Origin of the sequence: Glycomyces sp. NPDC046736, from assembly GCF_040645615.1 — a bacterium.
Classification (GTDB): domain Bacteria; phylum Actinomycetota; class Actinomycetes; order Mycobacteriales; family Micromonosporaceae; genus Glycomyces.
In genome coordinates this window covers 1-18,751 of the sequence record NZ_JBEYYO010000029.1, presented here as the reverse complement: position 1 = coordinate 18,751, position 18,751 = coordinate 1, and the positions used below count along the sequence as shown (strand labels likewise).

17 protein-coding genes are annotated in these 18,751 nt (G+C 70.3%); 4 read left to right on the top strand and 13 right to left on the bottom strand.

Annotated features, from left to right (window positions below; translation table 11 throughout):
• The first annotated feature begins 43 nt into the window (after nucleotides 1-43).
• A complete protein-coding gene (locus AB0B28_RS21690; RefSeq protein WP_360124486.1) occupies nucleotides 44-955 on the top strand; it encodes a hypothetical protein in 912 nt (303 codons plus the stop codon).
• On the opposite strand, the gene AB0B28_RS21685 is transcribed toward AB0B28_RS21690, so the two are convergent.
• The 3 genes from AB0B28_RS21685 to AB0B28_RS21675 form a co-directional block, all read right to left on the bottom strand.
• Entirely contained in the window at nucleotides 952-2,328 is a 1,377-nt protein-coding gene (locus tag AB0B28_RS21685; RefSeq protein WP_360124484.1) for a glycine--tRNA ligase, read from the bottom strand. The genes AB0B28_RS21690 and AB0B28_RS21685 overlap by 4 nt on opposite strands.
• Nucleotides 2,329-2,526: 198 nt before the next feature.
• Entirely contained in the window at nucleotides 2,527-5,430 is a 2,904-nt protein-coding gene (locus tag AB0B28_RS21680; protein WP_360124481.1) for a hypothetical protein, read from the bottom strand.
• A gap of 5 nt (nucleotides 5,431-5,435) precedes the next feature.
• On the bottom strand, nucleotides 5,436-7,247 hold the full coding sequence (locus AB0B28_RS21675) for an HSP90 family protein (RefSeq protein ID WP_360124478.1): 1,812 nt from the start codon (nucleotides 7,245-7,247) through the stop codon (nucleotides 5,436-5,438).
• Nucleotides 7,248-7,445: 198 nt separating this feature from the next.
• On the opposite strand from AB0B28_RS21675, the gene AB0B28_RS21670 reads away from it, so the two are divergent.
• Both AB0B28_RS21670 and AB0B28_RS21665 read left to right on the top strand, forming a co-directional pair.
• A complete protein-coding gene (locus AB0B28_RS21670) occupies nucleotides 7,446-8,681 on the top strand; it encodes a hypothetical protein (protein WP_360124474.1) in 1,236 nt (411 codons plus the stop codon).
• 14 nt (nucleotides 8,682-8,695) lie between these two features.
• A complete protein-coding gene (locus AB0B28_RS21665) occupies nucleotides 8,696-10,009 on the top strand; it encodes a hypothetical protein (protein WP_360124471.1) in 1,314 nt (437 codons plus the stop codon).
• Here the strand turns inward: AB0B28_RS21665 and AB0B28_RS21660 are convergent.
• The 9 genes from AB0B28_RS21660 to AB0B28_RS21620 all read right to left on the bottom strand — a co-directional run bounded on the left by AB0B28_RS21660 (nucleotide 10,006) and on the right by AB0B28_RS21620 (nucleotide 16,789).
• A complete protein-coding gene (locus AB0B28_RS21660) occupies nucleotides 10,006-11,088 on the bottom strand; it encodes a hypothetical protein (RefSeq protein WP_360124469.1) in 1,083 nt (360 codons plus the stop codon). The two genes, AB0B28_RS21665 and AB0B28_RS21660, sit on opposite strands and share 4 nt — an antisense overlap.
• Nucleotides 11,085-11,459: an antibiotic biosynthesis monooxygenase gene (locus tag AB0B28_RS21655; protein ID WP_360124466.1), complete on the bottom strand. Its 375-nt coding sequence runs from the start codon at nucleotides 11,457-11,459 to the stop codon at nucleotides 11,085-11,087. The genes AB0B28_RS21660 and AB0B28_RS21655 overlap by 4 nt, the downstream gene beginning before the upstream one ends.
• A gap of 10 nt (nucleotides 11,460-11,469) precedes the next feature.
• Entirely contained in the window at nucleotides 11,470-11,889 is a 420-nt protein-coding gene (locus AB0B28_RS21650; protein WP_360124464.1) for a transcriptional repressor, read from the bottom strand.
• Nucleotides 11,889-12,203, bottom strand: coding sequence for a metalloregulator ArsR/SmtB family transcription factor (locus tag AB0B28_RS21645; protein WP_360124461.1), 315 nt, complete (start codon nucleotides 12,201-12,203; stop codon nucleotides 11,889-11,891). The genes AB0B28_RS21650 and AB0B28_RS21645 overlap by 1 nt, the downstream gene beginning before the upstream one ends.
• A 53-nt stretch (nucleotides 12,204-12,256) precedes the next feature.
• Entirely contained in the window at nucleotides 12,257-13,150 is an 894-nt protein-coding gene (locus AB0B28_RS21640; RefSeq protein WP_360124458.1) for a metal ABC transporter permease, read from the bottom strand.
• On the bottom strand, nucleotides 13,147-13,911 hold the full coding sequence (locus AB0B28_RS21635) for a metal ABC transporter ATP-binding protein (RefSeq protein ID WP_360124455.1): 765 nt from the start codon (nucleotides 13,909-13,911) through the stop codon (nucleotides 13,147-13,149). Before AB0B28_RS21635 ends, AB0B28_RS21640 begins: the two co-directional genes overlap by 4 nt.
• 15 nt (nucleotides 13,912-13,926) lie before the next feature.
• Entirely contained in the window at nucleotides 13,927-14,943 is a 1,017-nt protein-coding gene (locus AB0B28_RS21630; protein ID WP_360124452.1) for a metal ABC transporter substrate-binding protein, read from the bottom strand.
• A gap of 149 nt (nucleotides 14,944-15,092) precedes the next feature.
• Complete coding sequence (locus AB0B28_RS21625) at nucleotides 15,093-15,800, bottom strand: TIGR03943 family protein (protein WP_360124449.1); 708 nt, start codon at nucleotides 15,798-15,800, stop codon at nucleotides 15,093-15,095.
• A complete protein-coding gene (locus AB0B28_RS21620; RefSeq protein WP_360124446.1) occupies nucleotides 15,797-16,789 on the bottom strand; it encodes a permease in 993 nt (330 codons plus the stop codon). Before AB0B28_RS21620 ends, AB0B28_RS21625 begins: the two co-directional genes overlap by 4 nt.
• 171 nt (nucleotides 16,790-16,960) lie before the next feature.
• Between AB0B28_RS21620 and AB0B28_RS21615 the strand changes: the two genes are divergently transcribed.
• On the top strand, nucleotides 16,961-17,734 hold the full coding sequence (locus AB0B28_RS21615; protein ID WP_360124443.1) for an ion transporter: 774 nt from the start codon (nucleotides 16,961-16,963) through the stop codon (nucleotides 17,732-17,734).
• Between the two features lie 63 nt (nucleotides 17,735-17,797).
• Here AB0B28_RS21615 and AB0B28_RS21610 read toward each other — a convergent pair whose 3' ends face one another.
• On the bottom strand, nucleotides 17,798-18,583 hold the full coding sequence (locus AB0B28_RS21610) for an isoprenyl transferase (protein WP_360124440.1): 786 nt from the start codon (nucleotides 18,581-18,583) through the stop codon (nucleotides 17,798-17,800).
• Nucleotides 18,584-18,751 lie beyond the last annotated feature (168 nt).

Below are 18,751 nucleotides of genomic sequence, written 5' to 3'. Positions count from 1 at the left end.
TACTGTGGACTCGCAAAGTGTAGCGTTCTCACCAAGGACCCCCATGCCCTCGATCTCTCGGTTCAAGCGCGGCGCGATGACGTTGCGGGACTTCGCGATTCGCGTCTCCCGCCGGATCGACCGGTATCCGCGGCTGCCGTTCGCGGCGATCTTGGCGATGGCTCTGGTGGTGCTCGCGGTGGCGATCGACCGCCCGTCCCTGGTCGACAGCCGGGTGGTCGAGGTGCCGGAGATGGCCGAGACCGCCGACGAGGTCGATGGTTGGACTTGGGTCGAGGGCGAGGCGGCCGAGGCCGAGTACGAGCTGCTCGAATGGGGCGCCAGCAAGGTCACAGTGGACGGGAAGGCGCGCATCATCGTGGCGGTGGTGCTCCGCAATCCGTATGACCGGGGTATGTACTCGGGTTCGCTGACGATCGCGCACACCAGAGAGGACGGCACGGATTCGGTGCTGGAGGATCTGTACCTCGGCGGGATTCCGGCGAACTCGACCATGCAGATCGGGCAGGTGCTGATCTCGGGGGTCGAAGGGGTCGACGTCGAGACACTGCGGGTGGAACTGGAATCTTCGATGCTCGAACCGGAACGCGAGTCGCTCTCCGAGGCTGAGCTCGAGGACTACTTTCCAGTGCCCGACCTGCCGGAGGTGCGGATCACCGGTATGGAGCCGCTGCTCAGCCCTGACGGCTACCGGGTGGAATACGAGATCACGTACACCGAGGACCACATCGGGATGGACGCCCTCTCAGTGGTCTTCCGCGACGAGGAGGGGCGGCTGCTCGGCGGGATGCCGGTCGCGCTGGACCCGTTCTCCGATCTGCTCTTCTGGGGCGCGAGCCGCAGCTACCCCGAGGGGACGTCGGTGCAGTCGCTCGACCTGCCCGCGTCCTGGATACCGGAAGGAGCCGACCTCGATCGGATCGAGATCGGCTCCTCACTGAGTCCTGGCGGCTAGAGCCGCTCGAGCAGGAAGCGCTCGACCTGGTCGACGGCGACGCGCTCCTGCTTCATGGTGTCGCGGTCGCGGATCGTCACGGCCTGGTCTTCGAGGGTGTCGAAGTCGACGGTGATGCAGTAGGGGGTCCCGATCTCGTCGGCGCGGCGGTAGCGGCGGCCGATCGCGCCCGCGTCGTCGAAGTCCACGTTCCACCGCTTGCGCAGCTTCGCGGCGAGATCCTTGGCCTTGGGCGAGAGGTCCTCGTTGCGGCTCAGCGGGAGCACCGCGGCCTTGACGGGGGCCAGGCGCGGGTCGAAGCGGAGCACGGTGCGCTTGTCGACGCCGCCCTTGGTGTTGGGGGCCTCGTCGACGTCGTAGGCCTCCAACAGGAACGCCAGCACCGAGCGGGTCAGGCCCGCCGCGGGCTCGATCACGTACGGGGTCCAGCGCTCGCCCTTGGCCTGGTCGAAGTAGGACAGGTCGGCGCCCGAGTGCTTCGAGTGGGTGGAGAGGTCGAAGTCGGTGCGGTTGGCGATGCCTTCGAGCTCGCCGAACTCGCTGCCGGCGAACTGGAACCGGTACTCGATGTCGACGGTGCGCTTGGAGTAGTGGGAGAGCTTCTCCTTGGGGTGCTCGTAGCGCCGCAGGTTCTCTTCCTTGAGGCCGAGGTCGACGTACCAGTCCCAGCGGGCCTGGAGCCAGTACTCGTGCCATTCCTCGTCGGTGCCCGGCTCGACGAAGAACTCCATCTCCATCTGCTCGAACTCGCGGGTGCGGAAGATGAAGTTGCCCGGCGTGATCTCGTTGCGGAAGGACTTGCCGGTCTGCGCGATGCCGAACGGGGGCTTGCGACGCGAGGAGGTCATCACGTTGGTGAAGTTGGTGAAGATGCCCTGCGCGGTCTCGGGGCGCAGGTAGTGCACGTTCTCGGTGTCCTCGGTGGCGCCCAGGAAGGTCTTCATGAGGCCGTTGAACATGCGCGGCTCGGTGAAGGAGCCGCGCGCGCCGCAGTGCGGGCAGGCGAGGTCGGCCAGGCCGTTCTCGGGCTCGGCGCCGTCGTGCTTCTCCTGGTAGGCCTCGATGAGGTGGTCGGCGCGGAAGCGCTTGTGGCAGGACTGGCACTCGGTGAGCGGGTCGGTGAACTCCTCGATGTGGCCGCTGGCGACCCACACCTGGGGGTTGAGGACGACCGCCGAGTCGATGCCGACCACGTCGTCCCGCTCGCGCACCATCGCGTTCCACCATTCGCGGCGGATGTTCTCCTTCAGCTCCACACCGAGCGGTCCGTAGTCCCAAGCGGAGCGGGTGCCTCCGTAGATCTCGGAGCTGGGGAAGACGAAGCCGCGGCGTTTGGAAAGGCTGATGAGCGCTTCGGTGCGGTCTTGGGACACGATGATTCCTCTCGATCCGGCTGGCGGTCGGTGAGACTGCGAATAATTCTCTGAACAGATTGTTCGAGCGGCGGACGATCCTCGGACGCACGGGAGGTGCGTGTCCGCCGATGGGCAAGCGTACCTCGCAGCGGCCGCAAGGCCGCCGTCACCCCGCGTGCCGAGTGCGGTTTCGCGTGTCGCGACCAGGCCCGGCCGCTACGCCTGCCGCAGGTCCGCCAGGTGCTGCTCGAAGCCCTCCCTGGCCTCGGCCAGGTCCGGGGAGGCGAGCCAGTTCAGGGCCTCCTCCCCCACTTCGATCGCGCCGGTCGGGTCGCCGAGTTCGGACAGGAGCCACATCGTCTGGTGCGCGGTCAGGCTGGCCCGCTCCAGCAGCAGCGGCGCCTCCCGGAACACCGCCAGGGCACGGCGCTGGAGGTCGAGCACCGGTTCGGCCTCGTCGCGGCGCAGGCCCGGTTCTCCGGCCTGGGATTCGAGGAACTGGAACGTCAGCTGCGCGTGCTGGCGGTAGGTCTCGCCCAGTTCGAACCGGGCGGCCTCGCGCACCGTCTCCGAGGCGTTCGGGTCGGCGCGGACCGCGTGCAGGCGGGCCGCGATCTGGGCCATCGTCTGGAGCCCTTCGCCGAACGCGGCGTCGCCGAGGAGGCGGCGCAGCAGCCAGGCGCGGGCCCGGCTCGACCGGGTCCAGGAGGTGAGGTCGGCGAGTTCTTCGGCGACTTCCACGGCCCGCGTGTACAGCTCCAGGGCGTGGTCGAGCTCCTCGATCTTCTCCAACAGCTCCCCGGTGAGGAACAGGGTGTCCCAGTACAGGCTCACCAGGTGCTCCTCGTCGGCGGTCTCCATGAGCGCGAGCGCGGCGAGGCCGTGCTCGACGCCCGGGCGGGGCTCGCCGAGCTTGTCGAGGCATTCGGCGAGGTTGAAACGCACGTTGCAGATCCGCCAGATCTGCTCGTCGGGCAGGTCGTCCAGGGCCGCTTCCAGCAGCGGGACGGCCTCTTCGCGCCGCTCTTGCCCGATGAGGGCCACGCCCATGAGGTGGCGGGCGACCGCGCCGGGGATGGTCAGCCCGGCCGCGTCGCAGTGGACGGACGCGGTCAGGGCGTGCTCGTGGACGGCGGCGTGGTCGCCGGCGCGCATCCCGAACTCGGCGGCCTGGAGGTGGAGTTTCGCGGCGATCGTGTGGGCCGGTTCGTCGCCGAGCGCGTCGATGCCCTCGCGGGTGTGTTCGAGCGCGGCCTGGTGGTCCCCGGCGAGGCCGAGCTGCTCGGCGAGGTCGGCGCTGGAGCGGGCCACGGCCCACCCCGCGCCCGCGGTGCGGGACGCGTCGAGCCCGGCGCGCAGGAGCGCGGTCTTGGCCTCGGGGTCGGTCTCGAGGCGGGCGCGCAGGTCGAGGAGGTCGCAGCGGCGGATGTGCGCGTAGCGGCGCTCGGGCAGGGCCGCGAGTTCGGCTTCGAGCGCGGCGGCCCGGTCGGCGAGGTCGGCGGCGGGCGCTTCGGAGGTCAAGGACGCGACGTATTCGGCGCGCATGGCCAGGACCTGGCTGGTGTGCAGGCTCCGGTCGTCGATGCGGGACTCGCTTTGCAGCGCGAGCGCGTCGGCGGTGATGCGGGCGGCCCCGGCCCGGGCGGCGGCCGGGTCGTCGTCGGCGGTGTGGATGAGCGCGAAGGCCTCGGCCACGAGGGCGCGGCCGGGCTGTTCGGCGAGGCGGAACAGCTCGACGGCGCGCAGGAGCCCCGCGAGGACTTCGGCGGGGTCGTCGGCGCGCGCGGACTCGGCGTGGGCGATCTCGGCGCGGTGCTCGGGGATGAGCTCGATGTCGAGGGCCTCGGCGAGCGCGGCGACCTTGAGCCAGGCCTTCCACGTGTCGGGCGAGCAGTCGTCGTACGCGGCGTAGGCGGCGTCGATGGCCTCGTCGAGGGCCAGCCCGGCGGCCTCGGGGTCGGCGGTGAGGTCGGGGGCGACCTCGAGGGCCGGTTCCTTGGTACGCATCTCCTTGAGGCCCAGGTGGATCGGCTGCGGGTAGGGCGTGGAGTCGATGACGCATTCGGACATCGTGGAGTGGTGGTCGTTGCCGTTGCGGGCGTCGAAGCGGGCGCAGATCGCGGCGCGTTCGGCCTCGGCCCGGTCCAGGAGCTCGGCGGCGGTCCACTCGCGCCCGTCGGGGCCGGGCATCGCGGTGTCGGCCAGGCCGAGCGCGGCCAGGCGGCGGCAGGTGAGGACGGTGACTTCGAGGAGCCGCTGGCGGTCGCGCACCCCGAGGTCGAGGTCGAAGAAGCGGGCGTGCTCGCCGAGGATCTCCAGGGCCCGGTGCTCGTTGCCGGTGAGCGCGCAGAACTCGACGTGGAGGGTGGTGATGTGGACCATGTCCTCTTTGCCGCGGCACATCTGGTAGCCGCGCAGGTGGTTGGCGCGGGCCTGGTCGAGGCGGCCGAGTTCGACCAGCGGCAGGAGCGAGAGCGCGAGGGCGTAGTGCGGTTCGTGGGCGCAGGCGTGCTCGCCGGACAGGACGGGTTCGAGCATCTCCATGGCCGCGTCGGCCGCGTTCTCCTCGGCGTAGAACACGACCGTGGCCAGCGCGGTGTACTGGCAGGCGGTGCAGTCGGACATGTCGTCCTCCTCGGCCTCGCCGAGGGCCTCGATGGCGGCGGCCACGCGGTCGTAGTCGCCCACGTGGTAGGCCAGCTGCATCTCGTACGCGGCGGGGGCGTGCATCGAGTGCCCGGCCTCGGCGTAGCGGCGGCGCATCTCCTGGAGCCAGTGCTCGATGGATTCGAGCGGCACGTCGGGCTGCTCGATCATCTTGTCGACGATCCATTTGAAGGTCCAGTACAGCGACCGGATCAGATACGCGTCGAAGTGCTCGGGCCGGGCGTCGAAGTTGCGCAGCAGCCGCGCGAAGGGCACCAGGATGCGGGTGGAGTCGCGGGAGAACTCGTAGGCGTCGACCAGGCCGCTGAGGGCGTAGTTGAGCAGCTCGGGGTCGCCGATGGCGTCGGCGGCCTCGACGGCGCGCTCCAGGGCCGCCACCTTCGCCTCACTGGCCTCTTCGAAGCGGGCCTCGTTGAGCAGTCGCCAGATCGCGTCGGGGTCGGGAGTGGCCATGGGAGTCACTGGTCCTTTGTGATGTGTTCCAGCAGGTTCATGAAGGAACGGTTGAGGAGCGCGGTGTCGGCGCTGCGCAGCGGCCGGTGGCTCATGAGCAGGGCCTGACCGTAGAGGGACTCCACGGCGGTGCCCGCGAGCTCGGGGTCTGCGACCGCGCTCGCGCGGCGGACGATGGGATTGCGGTGGTTGAGCACGAGTTGGGCGCGCGGCGCGTCGCGTTTGATGGAGGCGAGGATGCCGCCCCACAGGTCGTCGGCCTGCGCTTCGGCCTCGGCCCGCTGCCTTTCGCGGCGGGCCTCGCGGTCGTCCAGGAGCAGGGCCGGGACGGTCACGGGGTTGAACTCGCGCACCACCACGTCGACGTCGACCTGGTCGAGGCGGGCGCGGGCCGTGTTCAGGAACCGTTGCAGCGCCAGCTCGGTGCCGGTGTCGAGCGCGTCCAGGCTCGCCGAGATCACGCCCGGCTGGAGCGCCTCGACCTTGACGCTCGGGTCGAGGCGTGGGAGGGCCTCGACCAGTTCGGCGTCGTAGGTGTAGCCGCCGTTGACCACGCCGATGCCCTGGGCCGCGGCGATCTGCGCGACCTGCCGGTACTCGTCCACGGTCGAGGCGAGATAGATCGGCTGGTAGACGCGCGCGAACTCGGTGAGGCTGGTGCGCCCGGCGGTGGTCTCGAAGCGCAGCCACGGCAGCATCGCCTCGAGGAGTTCGGGGTCGTGGCGGGCGAGGGCCTTGACGCCGAGTTCGTGGACGGCCAGGAACGCTTCGAGCCGGGTCGGGTCTTCGGCGGCCATGCGCGAGATCCATTCGCGCAGTTGGGATCCGAGCGCGTCGCGGGTCACGGCCAGCGCCTCGTCGTCGTAGAGCGACTCGCGGGAGGCGGTGGGGCGCAGCGTGTCCGTGTCGATCACGCAGCGCACGAAGAACGCCCACTCGGGTACCAGGTTGTCGGCCGTCTCGGTCAGGAGCATGCGCTTGAGGTGCACGCGGTGGGCCGGGCGCGAGGACGGCGAGGTGGCGTGCGGGAGCACGAACGCGACCCCTTTGACGCCCGCGAGCGGGACGTCCAGGTCGATCACGTCGAGCGGTTCGAATCCGAGGACGCGCTCACAGTATTCGTTGAGGGCCATGCGGCGAGCGGTCTGCGTGGGGTACTCGCGTTCCCACAGCGGCGGCGTGTCGGTGACGGTGACCGGCCCGTCCCCGCCTTCGACGGTGATGTCGACCGGCAGCAGGGAGCCGTACTCGCGGGCGAGGTCGGCGACCTTGCGGGGCCCCAGCCAGTCCTCGCCGGGGCGGGCGGTGAGCTCGACGGTGGTCCCGGGCTCGGGGTGCTCGGCGGCCGGGACCTCGGTGACGGTGTAGGAGCCGTCGTCGCGGGCGGTCCAGCGCACCGCGGGCGCGCCGGTCTCGCGGGCCGAACGCGAGGTGACGGTGATGACCGAGGCCACGGTGAAGCACGCGAGGAGCCCGATCCCGAACTGCCCCAGGAAGTCTCGCCGGGCGCCCTCGATCTCCTCGTCCCGTTTGGAGGAGCCGCCGATCGTGGCCAGGAGCTTGTGTACTTCGGCGACCGTAAGGCCCACACCGGGATCGGTGATGCGAAGGCGCTTGCCGTCGGTGACGATCCGGACCGCGTACGGGCCGGTGAACGAGGGGTCGGCGCTGCGGCGAGCGGTGATCGCGTCCACCGCGTTCTGGAGCAGTTCGCGCACGTACACCTTCGGCGAGGAGTACAGGTGGTGCGACAGCAGGTCGACGAGCCCGCGCAAGTCCACTTGGAACGTATGGGAAGTGGGCGTTGTCTCAGACACGGCGGGTCCAGCTTCGATCGGAGGTCGTACAGCGTCAGTCAGACTAGCAAACCGCCGCATCCCCGAAACGCGTGAAAAGGCCCCGCCCGGCCCGCCCGGCACGGTGCGTGAGGGGCCGAAACCATCGAGTCTCCAGCGGCTGGGCGACTTCCGGTAAGGTGTCCGCTACCGCCCCACTGTGAGAGGAACAGTGTCCCCATGACCTTTCCGCCCCCGCCCCCCGACCGGCTGCACCTCCAGTACCAGCCCGTCCCGCCCCCGCAGCCGCAACCGTCGCCGCAGATGGGGCCCGGCGGGGCGTACGGGCCGATGCAGCCGACTGGGCAGCCGCTGCCGGGGCAGGGGCCGATCCCCGAACTGAACGCCAAGAAGCCCGGCACGATCACCGGCATCCAGGTGATCCTGTGGATCTTCACCGCGCTGGCCGCGCTCGGCGACCTGTTCTCGGCGATCAGCCTGGTGAACTACTTCCACCCGCTGAGCCTCGTCGCGCTCGCGTTCGCCGTCTATTCGACGATCCAATCGCTGGCCTCGGGCGTCCACATCACCCGAGGCAAACGCTGGGCGTGGATCTGGACGCTCATCAGCTCGATCATCGGCATCGTCCTGGGCGCGGCGGCGATCATCTTCGGCACCTTCGACATCGAGAACACCTGGCCCACGCTGCTGATCGGCATCGCACTGACCTCGCTGTACACCGTGCTGCTGTGCCTGCTGTGCTCCAAGTCGGCGCGGCAGTGGATCCTCATGCACCGCATCCAGAGAGGCGAGGTGCAGCTGCCCGGCGCTCAGGCAGGCGGCATGATCGGCACCGCGCCGCAAGGGCCCGCCGAACGGCCCGCGACCCGGCCGGGATCGGCCACGTTCGCCCTCGTCGTGATCGGGGCGATCATGGCACTGACGGCGTGGTCGCTGTACGGCGCGATCCAGTCGATGATCGCCATGAACCAGGCCGGCATGTCGCCGCTCGACCTGCGGACGCCGATGATGGGCGCGCCCTACTCGCTCTTCATCACCGTCGCGGGCGCTCTCTTGCTCGTGTGCGCGCTCATCACCGGGCTCGGCCTGCTCAAGGGCAAGTTCGGGCCGCGTGTCTTCGCGTACGTCTGGACGCCGATCATCCTCCTGCTGTGGGCCTTCGCGATGATCCCGCTGGTCGACTTCTACCTCGTCTTCCGCGACTTCGGTCCCGGAGCGGCACCGCAATTGACGATGATGTTGATCCGGGAATGCGTGATCTTCGCGCTCATCATCGTCGTGTTCATCGCCGCGCTCCTGCCGGGCGTGCGCGCCTGGACGCCCGGGAAGCCGAAGGCCCCGCTGGTCATGATGGTCCCGATGGGACAGCAGCCCCCGCAACAGGGATACCAGCAGCAACAGCCCCCGCAGCAGGGCTATCCGCAGCAACAGCAGCAATACCCGCCGCGATACTGAACCGGAAGCACCCCATGAGCTACCCGCCCCCGCCGCCCGACCGCACCCACCTCCAGCACCAGCCGCCGCCCCAGACGGGCCCCGGCGGCGCGTACGGGCCCGCTCCGGCCTCGCCCGGCCAGCCCGTGCCCGGGATGCTCCCGACCGGGCTCGGCATGGACAAGCCGCGCAGCATCGCGGGCATCCAGGTGATCCTGTGGATCTTCGCCGCGATCTCGGCGCTGGCCGACCTCGCGTCGGTGATCAGCATGGTGAACTACTTCAGCCCGATCAGCCTCATCGGGCTCGCGTTCGCCGTCTACTCCACGATCCAGTCGATCATCTCGCCGGTCCAGATCACCCGCGGCAAGCGCTGGGCCTGGATCTGGTCGCTCGTCACGGCGATCCTCGGCATCGCGATCGCCGCCGTGTCGATCGTGTTCGGGCTCAGCGTGGTCGAGCAGACGCCGCTGCCGCTGCTCATCGGGGTGGTCCTCGGCGGGCTCTACGGGACGCTGCTGGGGCTCCTGTGCTCCAAATCGGCGCGCGCGTGGATCCTCATGCACCGCGTCCAGCGGGGCGAAGTGCAGGTCTCGGGCACTCCCGGCGCGGGCGGTGCGGTGATCACCTCGGAGGCGACCGAGCGGCCCGAGGTCAAGCCCGGGTCGGTCACGTTCGTGCAGTTGCTGGTGTGGCTGCTGGCGATCGCGCCGCCGGTGTGGATCGTGGTCGGGCTGATCTGGGCCGAGGCGGAGTACTCCTCGGGCAAGAACGCATGGCGGGGATCGACCAGCGCGTTCGCGTACTACATGGACAGCGACCTGGTGTTCTTGGGCGTCCTCGGCGCAGGCGGGTTCCTGGTGGTCGGGACGCTCGCGGTGATCTCGGCGGTCGGGCTCCAGCGGGGCCGGTTCTGGTCGCGGGTATTCACCCCGATCTGGGTGGGCCTGATGATCATCGGCGGCGGGATCTGGATCCTCGCCGGGAACGCCGCCACGATGGACCTCGACCTCGACCCGCTCAAGGACGAGTTGTTCCCGATCATGTTCACGCAGCTGATGGTCGGCATCGCGTTCACCGTCATCGCGATCGTCGCGTTCATCATGGTGTTTCTACGCGGGGTGCGGACCTGGGCTCCCGGCGCGACGATGGTGGTCGAGTTCCGCGGACCGCAGTTCCAGCAGCCGCAAGGCCAGTTCCAGGCGGGGCCGTACCCGCAGCAGGGTCCGCCTGGGCCGCAAGGGCAGTACCCGCAGGGCGGGCCGCAGCAGTCAGGGCCGCAGTACCAGCAGCCGCCGGGACCGCAAGGCCAGCAGTATCAGCCGCCCGGGCAGTACCCGCGGTACTAGGAGTCTTGCCAGCCGCAGATTGAGGTGTCGAGGGTTTCGGCCGTCTGCTCGATCTCGATGTTGAGCAGCATGGTCGAGCCGTCGGCGAACTCGACGGTGACCACGGCGTCCTCGAAGCGGACGGGGCGGATCTGGGCGCCGTCGGCGTCCCAGGACTCCCATTCGGGGATGTAGTGGGAGGCGGGGCGCTTGCGCAGGTCGCCGCAGAGCATTCCGTAGGCCGCGTCCCAGTCCTCTTCGGCGACCTCGGCGATGAAGTCCTCGGCAGTCGACTCGACCTTGTCGGTGAGCGAGTTGGAGAAGGTCATGAGCGCGGCGTAGATCGCGCCGCCCACGCCGCAGACGAGGATCAGCGGGCCGAGGATGCCCGCGATGAGCTTGATCGTGAACTTGCCGTTGTTGCGCTCGGTCGGCGGCGACGCGAACGGGACCGGCACCCCGACCGGCTGCGGCGGGGCCGAGGACACGACCGGGGCGGGCTCGACCTCCTTGGTGGTCGGCGGCAGCGCGAGCGTCTGGTCGGTCGCCGGTTCGAGCGCCACGGGCGGCTCGGGCACGGACGGCTCGGGTTCGAGTGGGATCGGCTTCGGCTCGGCCTCGGGCGCAACCTGCTGCGGCGCGGCCGGCTCGGCCACCGCGTCGACCGAGGTGTGCGGCTCGCGAGCGAACGGCGCTGGCGGCACCTGCGCGGGAGCCTCGGGCCGGAACGTCGAGTCCTCGGGCACGAGCTCAGGCGCGGGCTCGGGATGCGGATCGGGGACGACCTCGGGGGCCGGGTCGGACGAGGGCTCGGCGACGGGAGCGGGTTCGGTGTGCGGGACCTGCTCGGGTGGCGCGATCGCGTCCGGAGCAGGCTCGGTGGTGGCCTCGGCGGGCGAAACCTGCTCCGGTTGAGGGGTCGCGCCAAAGGCGGCTCCGGCGGGCGGCACCTGCTCGGGTGGCGCGACCGCGTCAGCTACGGGCCCGTTGGCGGCCTCGGGCGTCGCGTCGGCTTCCGGCGTCGCCGCGTCGATGCGCGGCTCGGGCTCGGGGTGCTTCGCGGGGTCCGCGCCCGGTTCGGGGGTGGGCCGGTCGGTCATCGGGCGGCCTCCCGGCGGGCCTGTTCGGGGTCTTCGGTGCGGTCGGAGTCGCTGCGCCGGGGGCGTTCGCCCGGGGCGCACTCGGCGAGGACCTCGTAGCCTGAAGGCTCGGGCAGCGCGCGCGAGAGCAGCGGGGTGGCCATCTTGACCTGGTAGTTCGAAAGCGCCCGGCGGTAGGAGCCCACGCCGCCCCACTCGCTCCACAGCAGCCACGAGGCCGGTCCGGAGTCATTGAAGTCGTCGACGGCGCGGCCGAGGCCCCCGCGCAGGTACCCCTCGCAGGAGGCGAGCGCCGCGAGGGCGTCCTCGGCGTCGCGCGAGAAGGTCGCCGTCTCGCCTTCCGTTACGGCGAAACGATATACAACCAGCACGCAGCCCACCCTACTGTGCGTCGGCGGGCCGGGCGCACTCGGCGCACAGCCCGTGCAGTTCGAGGGTGTGCCCGACCTCGGTGAACCCGTGCTCGGCCGCGACCTTGTTGGTCCAGCGCTCCACGGTGGGCCCGGCGACCTCCACGGTCTTCCCGCACGAGCGGCACACCAGGTGGTGGTGGTGCTCCTCGGCCGAGCAGAGCCGGTAGAGGTGGTCGCCGCCGGGCAGGCGCATGACGTCGACCACGTCGGCTTCGGCGAAGGCCTGAAGCGTGCGGTAGACGGTGGTCAGGCCGATCTTCGACCCGGCGTCGCGCAGGATCGCGTGCAGGTCCTGGGCGGAGCGGAACGCGTCGTCGGCTTCGAGCAGCTCCAGGATCGCCTTGCGCTGCCTGGTGGACCGGGCCTTGGTCTCGGCCTTGGCTTCCACTAGTGCTCCTCCCGGGCGTGGTTGACGGCGTCGGTGACGATGTGCGCGATGTGGTCGTCGATGAGGGAGTAGGAGATCTCGCGCCCCGAGCGGGCGCCGCGCACGATCCCCGCCCCGCGCAGGACCCGCAGGTGCTGCGAGACCAGCGGCTGGGTGACCCCGAGCGACTCCACGATCTGGTGCACGAACTTCGGTCCCTCGGCCAGCTCCATCACGATCGCGATCCGCAGCGGGGCGGCCAGCGCCCGCAGCAGCTCCCCCGCCGACTCGTAGTCGGCGGGAGTCGATTCTGCAAGCTCGGTCTCGGTCCGCACTCCGCAAAAATATCGCGTCCCCGGCCGGTCGGGGGTTCCAGGTGCCGTAGAGGTCACGCTTTCGTCGGGAGTTCGACTTCGAGCGGCTCGCCTTCGGGCGGCAGATGGGCCCTCCGGGTGCGCCGAATGCGCCGGGTGAGGGCCGCGATGAGCGCGGTGACGACGAAGGCCGCGACGCCCAGGAGCACGATCGTGGACCCGGGCGGGACGTCCCTGGCGGCGGAGGCGAGCACGCCCGCGCCCGCGATGAGGAATCCGGCGCCCATCGCGGCGAACATGGTGGCCTTGAACGAGCGCGTGAACTGCTGCACGGTGACCACGGGGATCACCAGGAGGGCGCTCACCAGGAGCAGGCCGACCGCGCGCATCGAGACCGAGACGGTGACGGCGGTGGTGACCAGGAGCAGGAGGTTGAGCGCGGCGACGGGCAGGCCCGAGGCGCGCGCGTACTGCTCGTCGGCGCAGATCGCGGTGAGCCAGGGGCGCAGCACCAGCATGAGGGTGGCGACGAGCGCGCCGCCGATCACGATGGTCCAGACCTCGGACCAGCCGGCGGTCAGGAGCGAGCCGAACAGGTACTGCTGGAGGTTCGCGACGCCTTTGTCGGAGGCGATGCCGGTGAGGTAGACGCCGCCTGCGATGCCGCCGTAGAACATCATGGCGAGCGCGACGTCGCCGGAGGTCTTGGAGTGGCTGCGGAGCAGTTCCATCACGATGGAGGCGGCCACGGTGACCGCGAGCGTGGTCCACATCGGGGCGGTGCCGGTGAGGAAGCCGATGGCGACGCCGGTGAGGGCGATGTGGCCGAGGCCGTCGCCGATGAGCGCGAGTCGCTTCTGGACCAGGAAGACCCCGACGGCGGGGGCGCACAGGCCCACCACCAGAGCGCTGATGAGGGCGCGCTGCATGAACTCGAACTGGAAGTAGTCGATCAGGTCGAGGTTCACTTGCCGCCCCAGAGGTCGTCGGTGCCGTCGGTGCCGTTCGCGTGCGGATGCGCGTGCTGGTGGTGGGGGTCGGCGTGTTCGCCGACGGGGCGCGGGGGCGCGCCGTCGTGGACGACGCGGCCGTCGGCGAGGACCACGGCGCGGTCGAGCCGGTCGGTGAGGGGACCCAGTTCATGGGTGACCAGGAGGACCGCGCAGCCGGCGTCGATGCGGTCGGCGACCACGGCGGCGAGCGCGGCCTGGGTCTCGGCGTCGACGCCGACGGTGGGTTCGTCCATGATGAGCAGGTCGGGGTCGGTGGCGAGGGCGCGGGCGATGAGGACGCGCTGCTGCTGACCGCCGGAGAGGGTGTCCACCGAACAGTGGGCGTGGCCTGAGAGGCCGACTTCGTCGAGGCTGCGGGCGACGGCGGCGCGGTCGGCGCGGCGCGCGGGCATGCCGAGGAGGCGGTGAGCGAGGCGGCCTTGGGACACGACCTCGGCGGCGGTGGAGGGCACGCCGGAGGCGGCGCCGGTGCGCTGGGGGACGTAGCCGACGCGTTTCCACTGCCGGAAACGGCGATGCGGGACGCCGAACAGTTCGATGGTGCCGCCGCTGAGCGGCACGAGTCCGGCGACGGCCTTGATCAGTGTGGACTTGCCGGAGCCGTTGGCGCCCATGAGGGCCACGGCCTCGCCGGGTTCGACGTGGAGGTCGACGCCGCGGACGACGGCGCGACCGCCGTAGGAGACGGTCGCGCCGTTGACGTTGAGTACGGGCATGGTGGTAATGGTTCCCTATGCCGCGCCCAGAGCCGTCTGCAACTCGGCGAGGTTCTCGCGCATCACAGTGAAGTAGTCGTCCCCGGCGATGGTCTGGTCCTCGGTGAGGCCTTCGAGCGGGTTGAGGACGGCGGTGGCGGCGCCGGTCTCGGCCGCGAGGGTGTCGGCGATGTCGGGCGAGGCGAGGGTCTCGAAGAAGATCGTGGTCACGCCGTTGTCGGTGACGTAGTCGGCGACCTCGGCCATGCGCTGGGTGTCGGGTTCCTGGTCGGGGCTGAGGCCGGAGATGGCGACCTGGGTGAGGCCGTAGCGGTCGGCGAGGTAGCCGAACGCGGCGTGGGAGGTGACGATCGCGTCGCTGGTGCGCCCGGCGAGGCCTTCGGTGAACGCGGTGTCGAGGGCGGTCAGGTCGGCGGTGAACTCCTCGGCGCCGGCGGTGTAGAGGTCGGCGTTCGCGTCGTCGACGTCGGCCAGGCCCGCGGCGATGGCGTCGCCGATCTGGGCGTAGCGGAGCGGGTCGAGCCACAGGTGCGGGTCGGTGCCTTCGAGCTCGTCGTCGTGGGAGTGCTCGCCTTCGGCTGCTTCCTCGGCGTGCTCCTCTTCGGCGTGCTCGTCGCCTTCTTCGTGGTCGTGGCCCTCTTCGCCGTGGTCGGGTTCGAAGACCTCGGTGTCGTCGTAGCCGATGGTGTCGACGGCGGTGGCCACGTCGAGGGCCTTGCCTGCGGCGTACTGGTCGATCGCGGCGTCGAGCTCGGGGATGAAGTCTCCCAGGTAGACCACGTAGTCGGCCTGCTCGATGGCGGCGATGTCGGAGGGGGAGAGTTCGAGGTCGTGGGGCTCTTGACCGGCGGGGGTGAGGTTGGTGACGGTGACGTCGTCGCCGCCGATCCGCTCGGCGGCGTAGGCGAGGGGGTAGAACGCGGCGACGATGTTGAGCTCGCCGTCGTCGGAGCCGCCCTGGCCGCCGCAGGCGGCGAGCGAGGCGGCGGCGAGTGCGGCGACGGGCAGCAGGATCAGGTGGGAACGGCGCATGATTGAACCTTGCATCGTCATGACAATCATTGTCAACAACGAATATGAGTCGAGGTCGAGGCGATTGCGGAGCGCGAACTGGGAGAACGCTCCCGGGCGGGGGTTCGGCGGCGGTCCGGCCATGACGGTAATCACGCGAACGGGGGACGCTACTGGTACTCGTTGTCCGGTGCCGGGATGCCCGTGACCGATTCGACCTCGATGTACGGGATGAGCTCGCCGTTGATCTCGTCGCGGCCCTGCCGCTCGGAGTAGACGCCGACGATCTCGACCCACTGGTCGGGTTCGAGGTCGGCCGGGAGGTCGCCTTCGAGGCCGAGTTTGACCGGGCGGGCGTCGGCGGCGCAGCAGGAGACGACCATGCGCGCGAGCTGAGGCTGGTCGCCGTCGTAGAGGATGAAGCCGCGCAGTTGGATGCGGTGGCCCTCCAGGGTCTGGCCGTCGTCGAAGATCGCGCGGGCGGCGTAGTCGAGGAGGGTGAGCGGGACCGGGTCGACGTCGTCGGGGAGTTCGGGGTAGACCGAGCGGCCCTCTTCGGCGCCGATGACGGTGCCGGTGCGTTCGGCCTCGTAGGAGCCGAGCGCGCCGGGGGCGACCAGGAGCATGCCGACGACGGGGGCGAGGAGGAGCCAGGCCACTTTCGGCTCACCGTGGCCGTGGCCGTCGTCGGTCTCGGGCCGCTCGCGCCAGACCTGCCAGGCGGTCACGGCGGCGACCGCGATGAGGATGATCCCGGCGGGCAGGATCAGCCAGAACGCGTAGGGCTTGACGTAGTCGAGGTAGTCGCCGGTCCAGGCCAGGCGGATCATCCCGCCGCCGACCAGGAGCAGCACGATCGCCTGCGCGTCGCGTCTCACAGCAGCACCGCCCCCATCAGGACCGCCGCGAGCACTGCGGCGCAGAACGCGGCGGGAGCGAACCGGGCCGCGAAGCGGCGGCCGAACGTCCCGGCCTGCATGGCCGCGAGCTTCACGTCCACGAACGGGCCCACGACCATGAACGCGAGCTTCGCGGTGGGCGAGAACTGGGTCAAGGAGGCGGCCACGAACGCGTCCGATTCGGAGCAGATCGACACCAGCACCGCCAGAACGGCCAGCGCGAGGACGCCGAGGACCGGGTGTTCGGCGATCGGGCGCAGCCAAGTCTCGGGCACGAGGGTGTTGAGGCTGGCGGCGATGGCCGCGCCGATGACGAGGTAGCCGCCGGCGTGGAGGAAGTCGTGGCGGATCGCGGCCCAGAACGCGAGCCATTTGCCGTCGTCGTGGTGGCGGTGCTTGGGCAGGTTGAGCCATTCGGTCTTGCCCAGGCGCGCCCAGAGCCACCCGATGGAGACGGCGGCGGCGAGGGAGGCGGCGACGCGGGCGGCGACCATCTCGGGGTTGCCGGGGAAGGCCACGAAGGTGGAGACGACCACGATGGGGTTGATCGCGGGCGAGGCGAGCATGAACGTGAACGCGGCGGCGGGCGCCACGCCGCGGCGCACCAGCGCTCCGGCGACGGGCACGGAGGCGCATTCGCAGCCGGGGACCACGGCTCCGGCCATCCCGGCGACGGGCACGGCGAGCGTGGTGCGTTTGGGGACGACCTTGTGGAAGAAGTCGGCGGGCACGAACGCGGCGATGGCCGCCGAGAGGACCACGCCGAGCACGAGGAAGGGGAAGGCCTGGACGCAGACGGCCACGAAGCGGGCGGCCCAGGCCTGGAAGGCGGGGGCGGTGAACAGGTCGGCGAGGCCGGGGCGGGCGGCGAGGCCGAAGACGAGGAGCAGCGCGAGGGCCTGGAGGGAGGTGAGGCCGATCCGCCCGCGGGGCGGGCGGGTCTCGGGGCTGGCGAGATCGGCGCTCACGGTCTCATTGTGCGCCACGGCGGCACGCGCGCTCGCGAGGCTCGCTGACCTCGACAGAACGTGAGTGCGCCTATTCATTAGGCTGGCTCGGTGCGCGTTCCCTCCCTAGGCAATTCCACCAGCCGCGTCCCTGCCGCCTGCAGGGCCCTGCTCGCCGCCCGTCGGTTCCAGATGCTGTCCATGACGGTGATCGTGGTGAACGGGGCCGCGCTGGGCGCGATGACGTTCCCGCAGCTACGAGGGTCGGCGGGCGGGTTCCTGACGTGGGTCGACCACGTGTGCCTGGGGTTCTTCATCTTCGAGGTGATCGCGGGGATCATCTCGTTCGGTCGGCGGCCGTGGCGGTACTTCGGCGACGGCTGGAACGTGTTCGACTTCGTGATCGTGACGGCCTCGTTCCTGCCGGGCGTGCGCGAGAACGTGACGATCCTGCGGATGCTGCGCCTGGCGCGGCTGGTGCGCATCCTGCGGTCGATGCCGTCGCTGCGGGTGATCCTGGTGGCCACGGGGAAGGCGCTGCCGAAGTCGGCGGGCGTGTTCGCTCTGACGGGCCTGGTCATGTACCTGTGGGCGATGATCGGCTGGATCGCGTTCCAGGAGAGCGACAAGGAGCACTTCGGGACGGTCGGTCGGGCACTGCTCAACCTGTTCCAGCTGGTCGCGTTCGACGACATGGGCAACGTGATCCGCGAGAGCATGGCGAACAACGTGTGGACGCTGCCGTACTACGTGGTGTTCATCCTGTTCGGCGCGTTCATCCTGGTGAACATCATGATCGGCGTGGTCCTCGCCTCGATGGAGGAGGCGCAGAAGATCGACGACGAGGACGGCCAGGTCTCGGCGGACACGGCGGTCCTCATCGAGCGGATCGACAAGTTGCAGGCCACGGTCGACAAGCTGATCGAGAACCAGGACCGAAGCCGGGAGTACACGCCGTTCCGGTGAAGCCCTTACTGCGCGACCGGGTTGGGCTCGGCTCCGCCGCGGTACTCGCGCTCGCTCTTCTTCCTACTGCGCCACGGGGTTGGGCTCGGCTCCGCCGAATCTCCGGTCGCGGCGGGCGTAGATCTCGCACGCGCGCCACAGGTCGCGGCGGTCGAAGTCGGGCCAGAGGACGTCCATGTAGACCATCTCGGCGTACGCGGACTGCCAGGGCAGGAAGTTCGAGGTCCGCTGCTCGCCGGAAGGGCGCAGGAACAGGTCGACGTCGGGCAGGTCGGGGTTGTAGAGGTACCTGGCGAAGGTCTTCTCGGTGACGCGCTCGGGGTTGACCTTCCCGGCCTTGACGTCGCGGGCGAGCGCGGCGGCGGCGTCGGCGATCTCGGCGCGACCGCCGTAGTTGACGCAGAACTGGAGGGTGATCTTGTCGTTGCGCTTGGACATCTCCTCGGCCACGAGCAGCTCGTCGATGACGCTCTTCCACAGCTTGGGCCGCCGCCCGGCCCAGCGGATGCGCACGCCCATGGCGTTGAGCTCGTCGCGGCGGCGGTGGATCACGTCGCGGTTGAACCCCATGAGCCACCGCACCTCGTCGGGACTGCGCCGCCAGTTCTCGGTCGAGAACGCGTAGGCCGAGACGGTGCCGATCCCCATCTCGATCGCGCCCTCGATGGTGTCGAACAGCGAAGCCTCCCCCATGGTGTGGCCTTCGGTCCGCTTGAGCCCCCGGTCCTTCGCCCAGCGGCCGTTGCCGTCCATGACGAGCGCGACATGCCTCGGCACGAGCTCCCGCGGCAAGGCGGGCGGCACCGCCCCGGAAGGATGCGGCTTCGGCGGCTCATACGTACGGCTCACAAGACCTCCAACTCGACAGACCCGCAAAGGGACCGACCCCCGATCCTAATCCGCCCCCAGCACCCACCCGGCGGGCGGCAGGCGGCAGGCGGCAGGCGGCAGGCGGCAGGCGGCAGGCGGCAGGCGGCAGGCGGCAGGCGGCAGGCGGCAGGCGGCAGGCGGCAGGCG

Excerpts from the sequence above, each read along its gene's own strand:
- AB0B28_RS21690 (WP_360124486.1), top strand. The coding sequence starts at position 44 with ATGCCCTCGATCTCTCGGTTCAAGCGCGGCGCGATGACGTTGCGGGAC.
- AB0B28_RS21680 (WP_360124481.1), bottom strand. The coding sequence starts at position 5,430 with ATGGCCACTCCCGACCCCGACGCGATCTGGCGACTGCTCAACGAGGCC.
- AB0B28_RS21670 (WP_360124474.1), top strand. The coding sequence starts at position 7,446 with ATGACCTTTCCGCCCCCGCCCCCCGACCGGCTGCACCTCCAGTACCAG.
- AB0B28_RS21665 (WP_360124471.1), top strand. The coding sequence starts at position 8,696 with ATGAGCTACCCGCCCCCGCCGCCCGACCGCACCCACCTCCAGCACCAG.
- AB0B28_RS21660 (WP_360124469.1), bottom strand. The coding sequence starts at position 11,088 with ATGACCGACCGGCCCACCCCCGAACCGGGCGCGGACCCCGCGAAGCAC.
- AB0B28_RS21635 (WP_360124455.1), bottom strand. The coding sequence starts at position 13,911 with ATGCCCGTACTCAACGTCAACGGCGCGACCGTCTCCTACGGCGGTCGC.
- AB0B28_RS21630 (WP_360124452.1), bottom strand. The coding sequence starts at position 14,943 with ATGCGCCGTTCCCACCTGATCCTGCTGCCCGTCGCCGCACTCGCCGCC.
- AB0B28_RS21615 (WP_360124443.1), top strand. The coding sequence starts at position 16,961 with ATGCTGTCCATGACGGTGATCGTGGTGAACGGGGCCGCGCTGGGCGCG.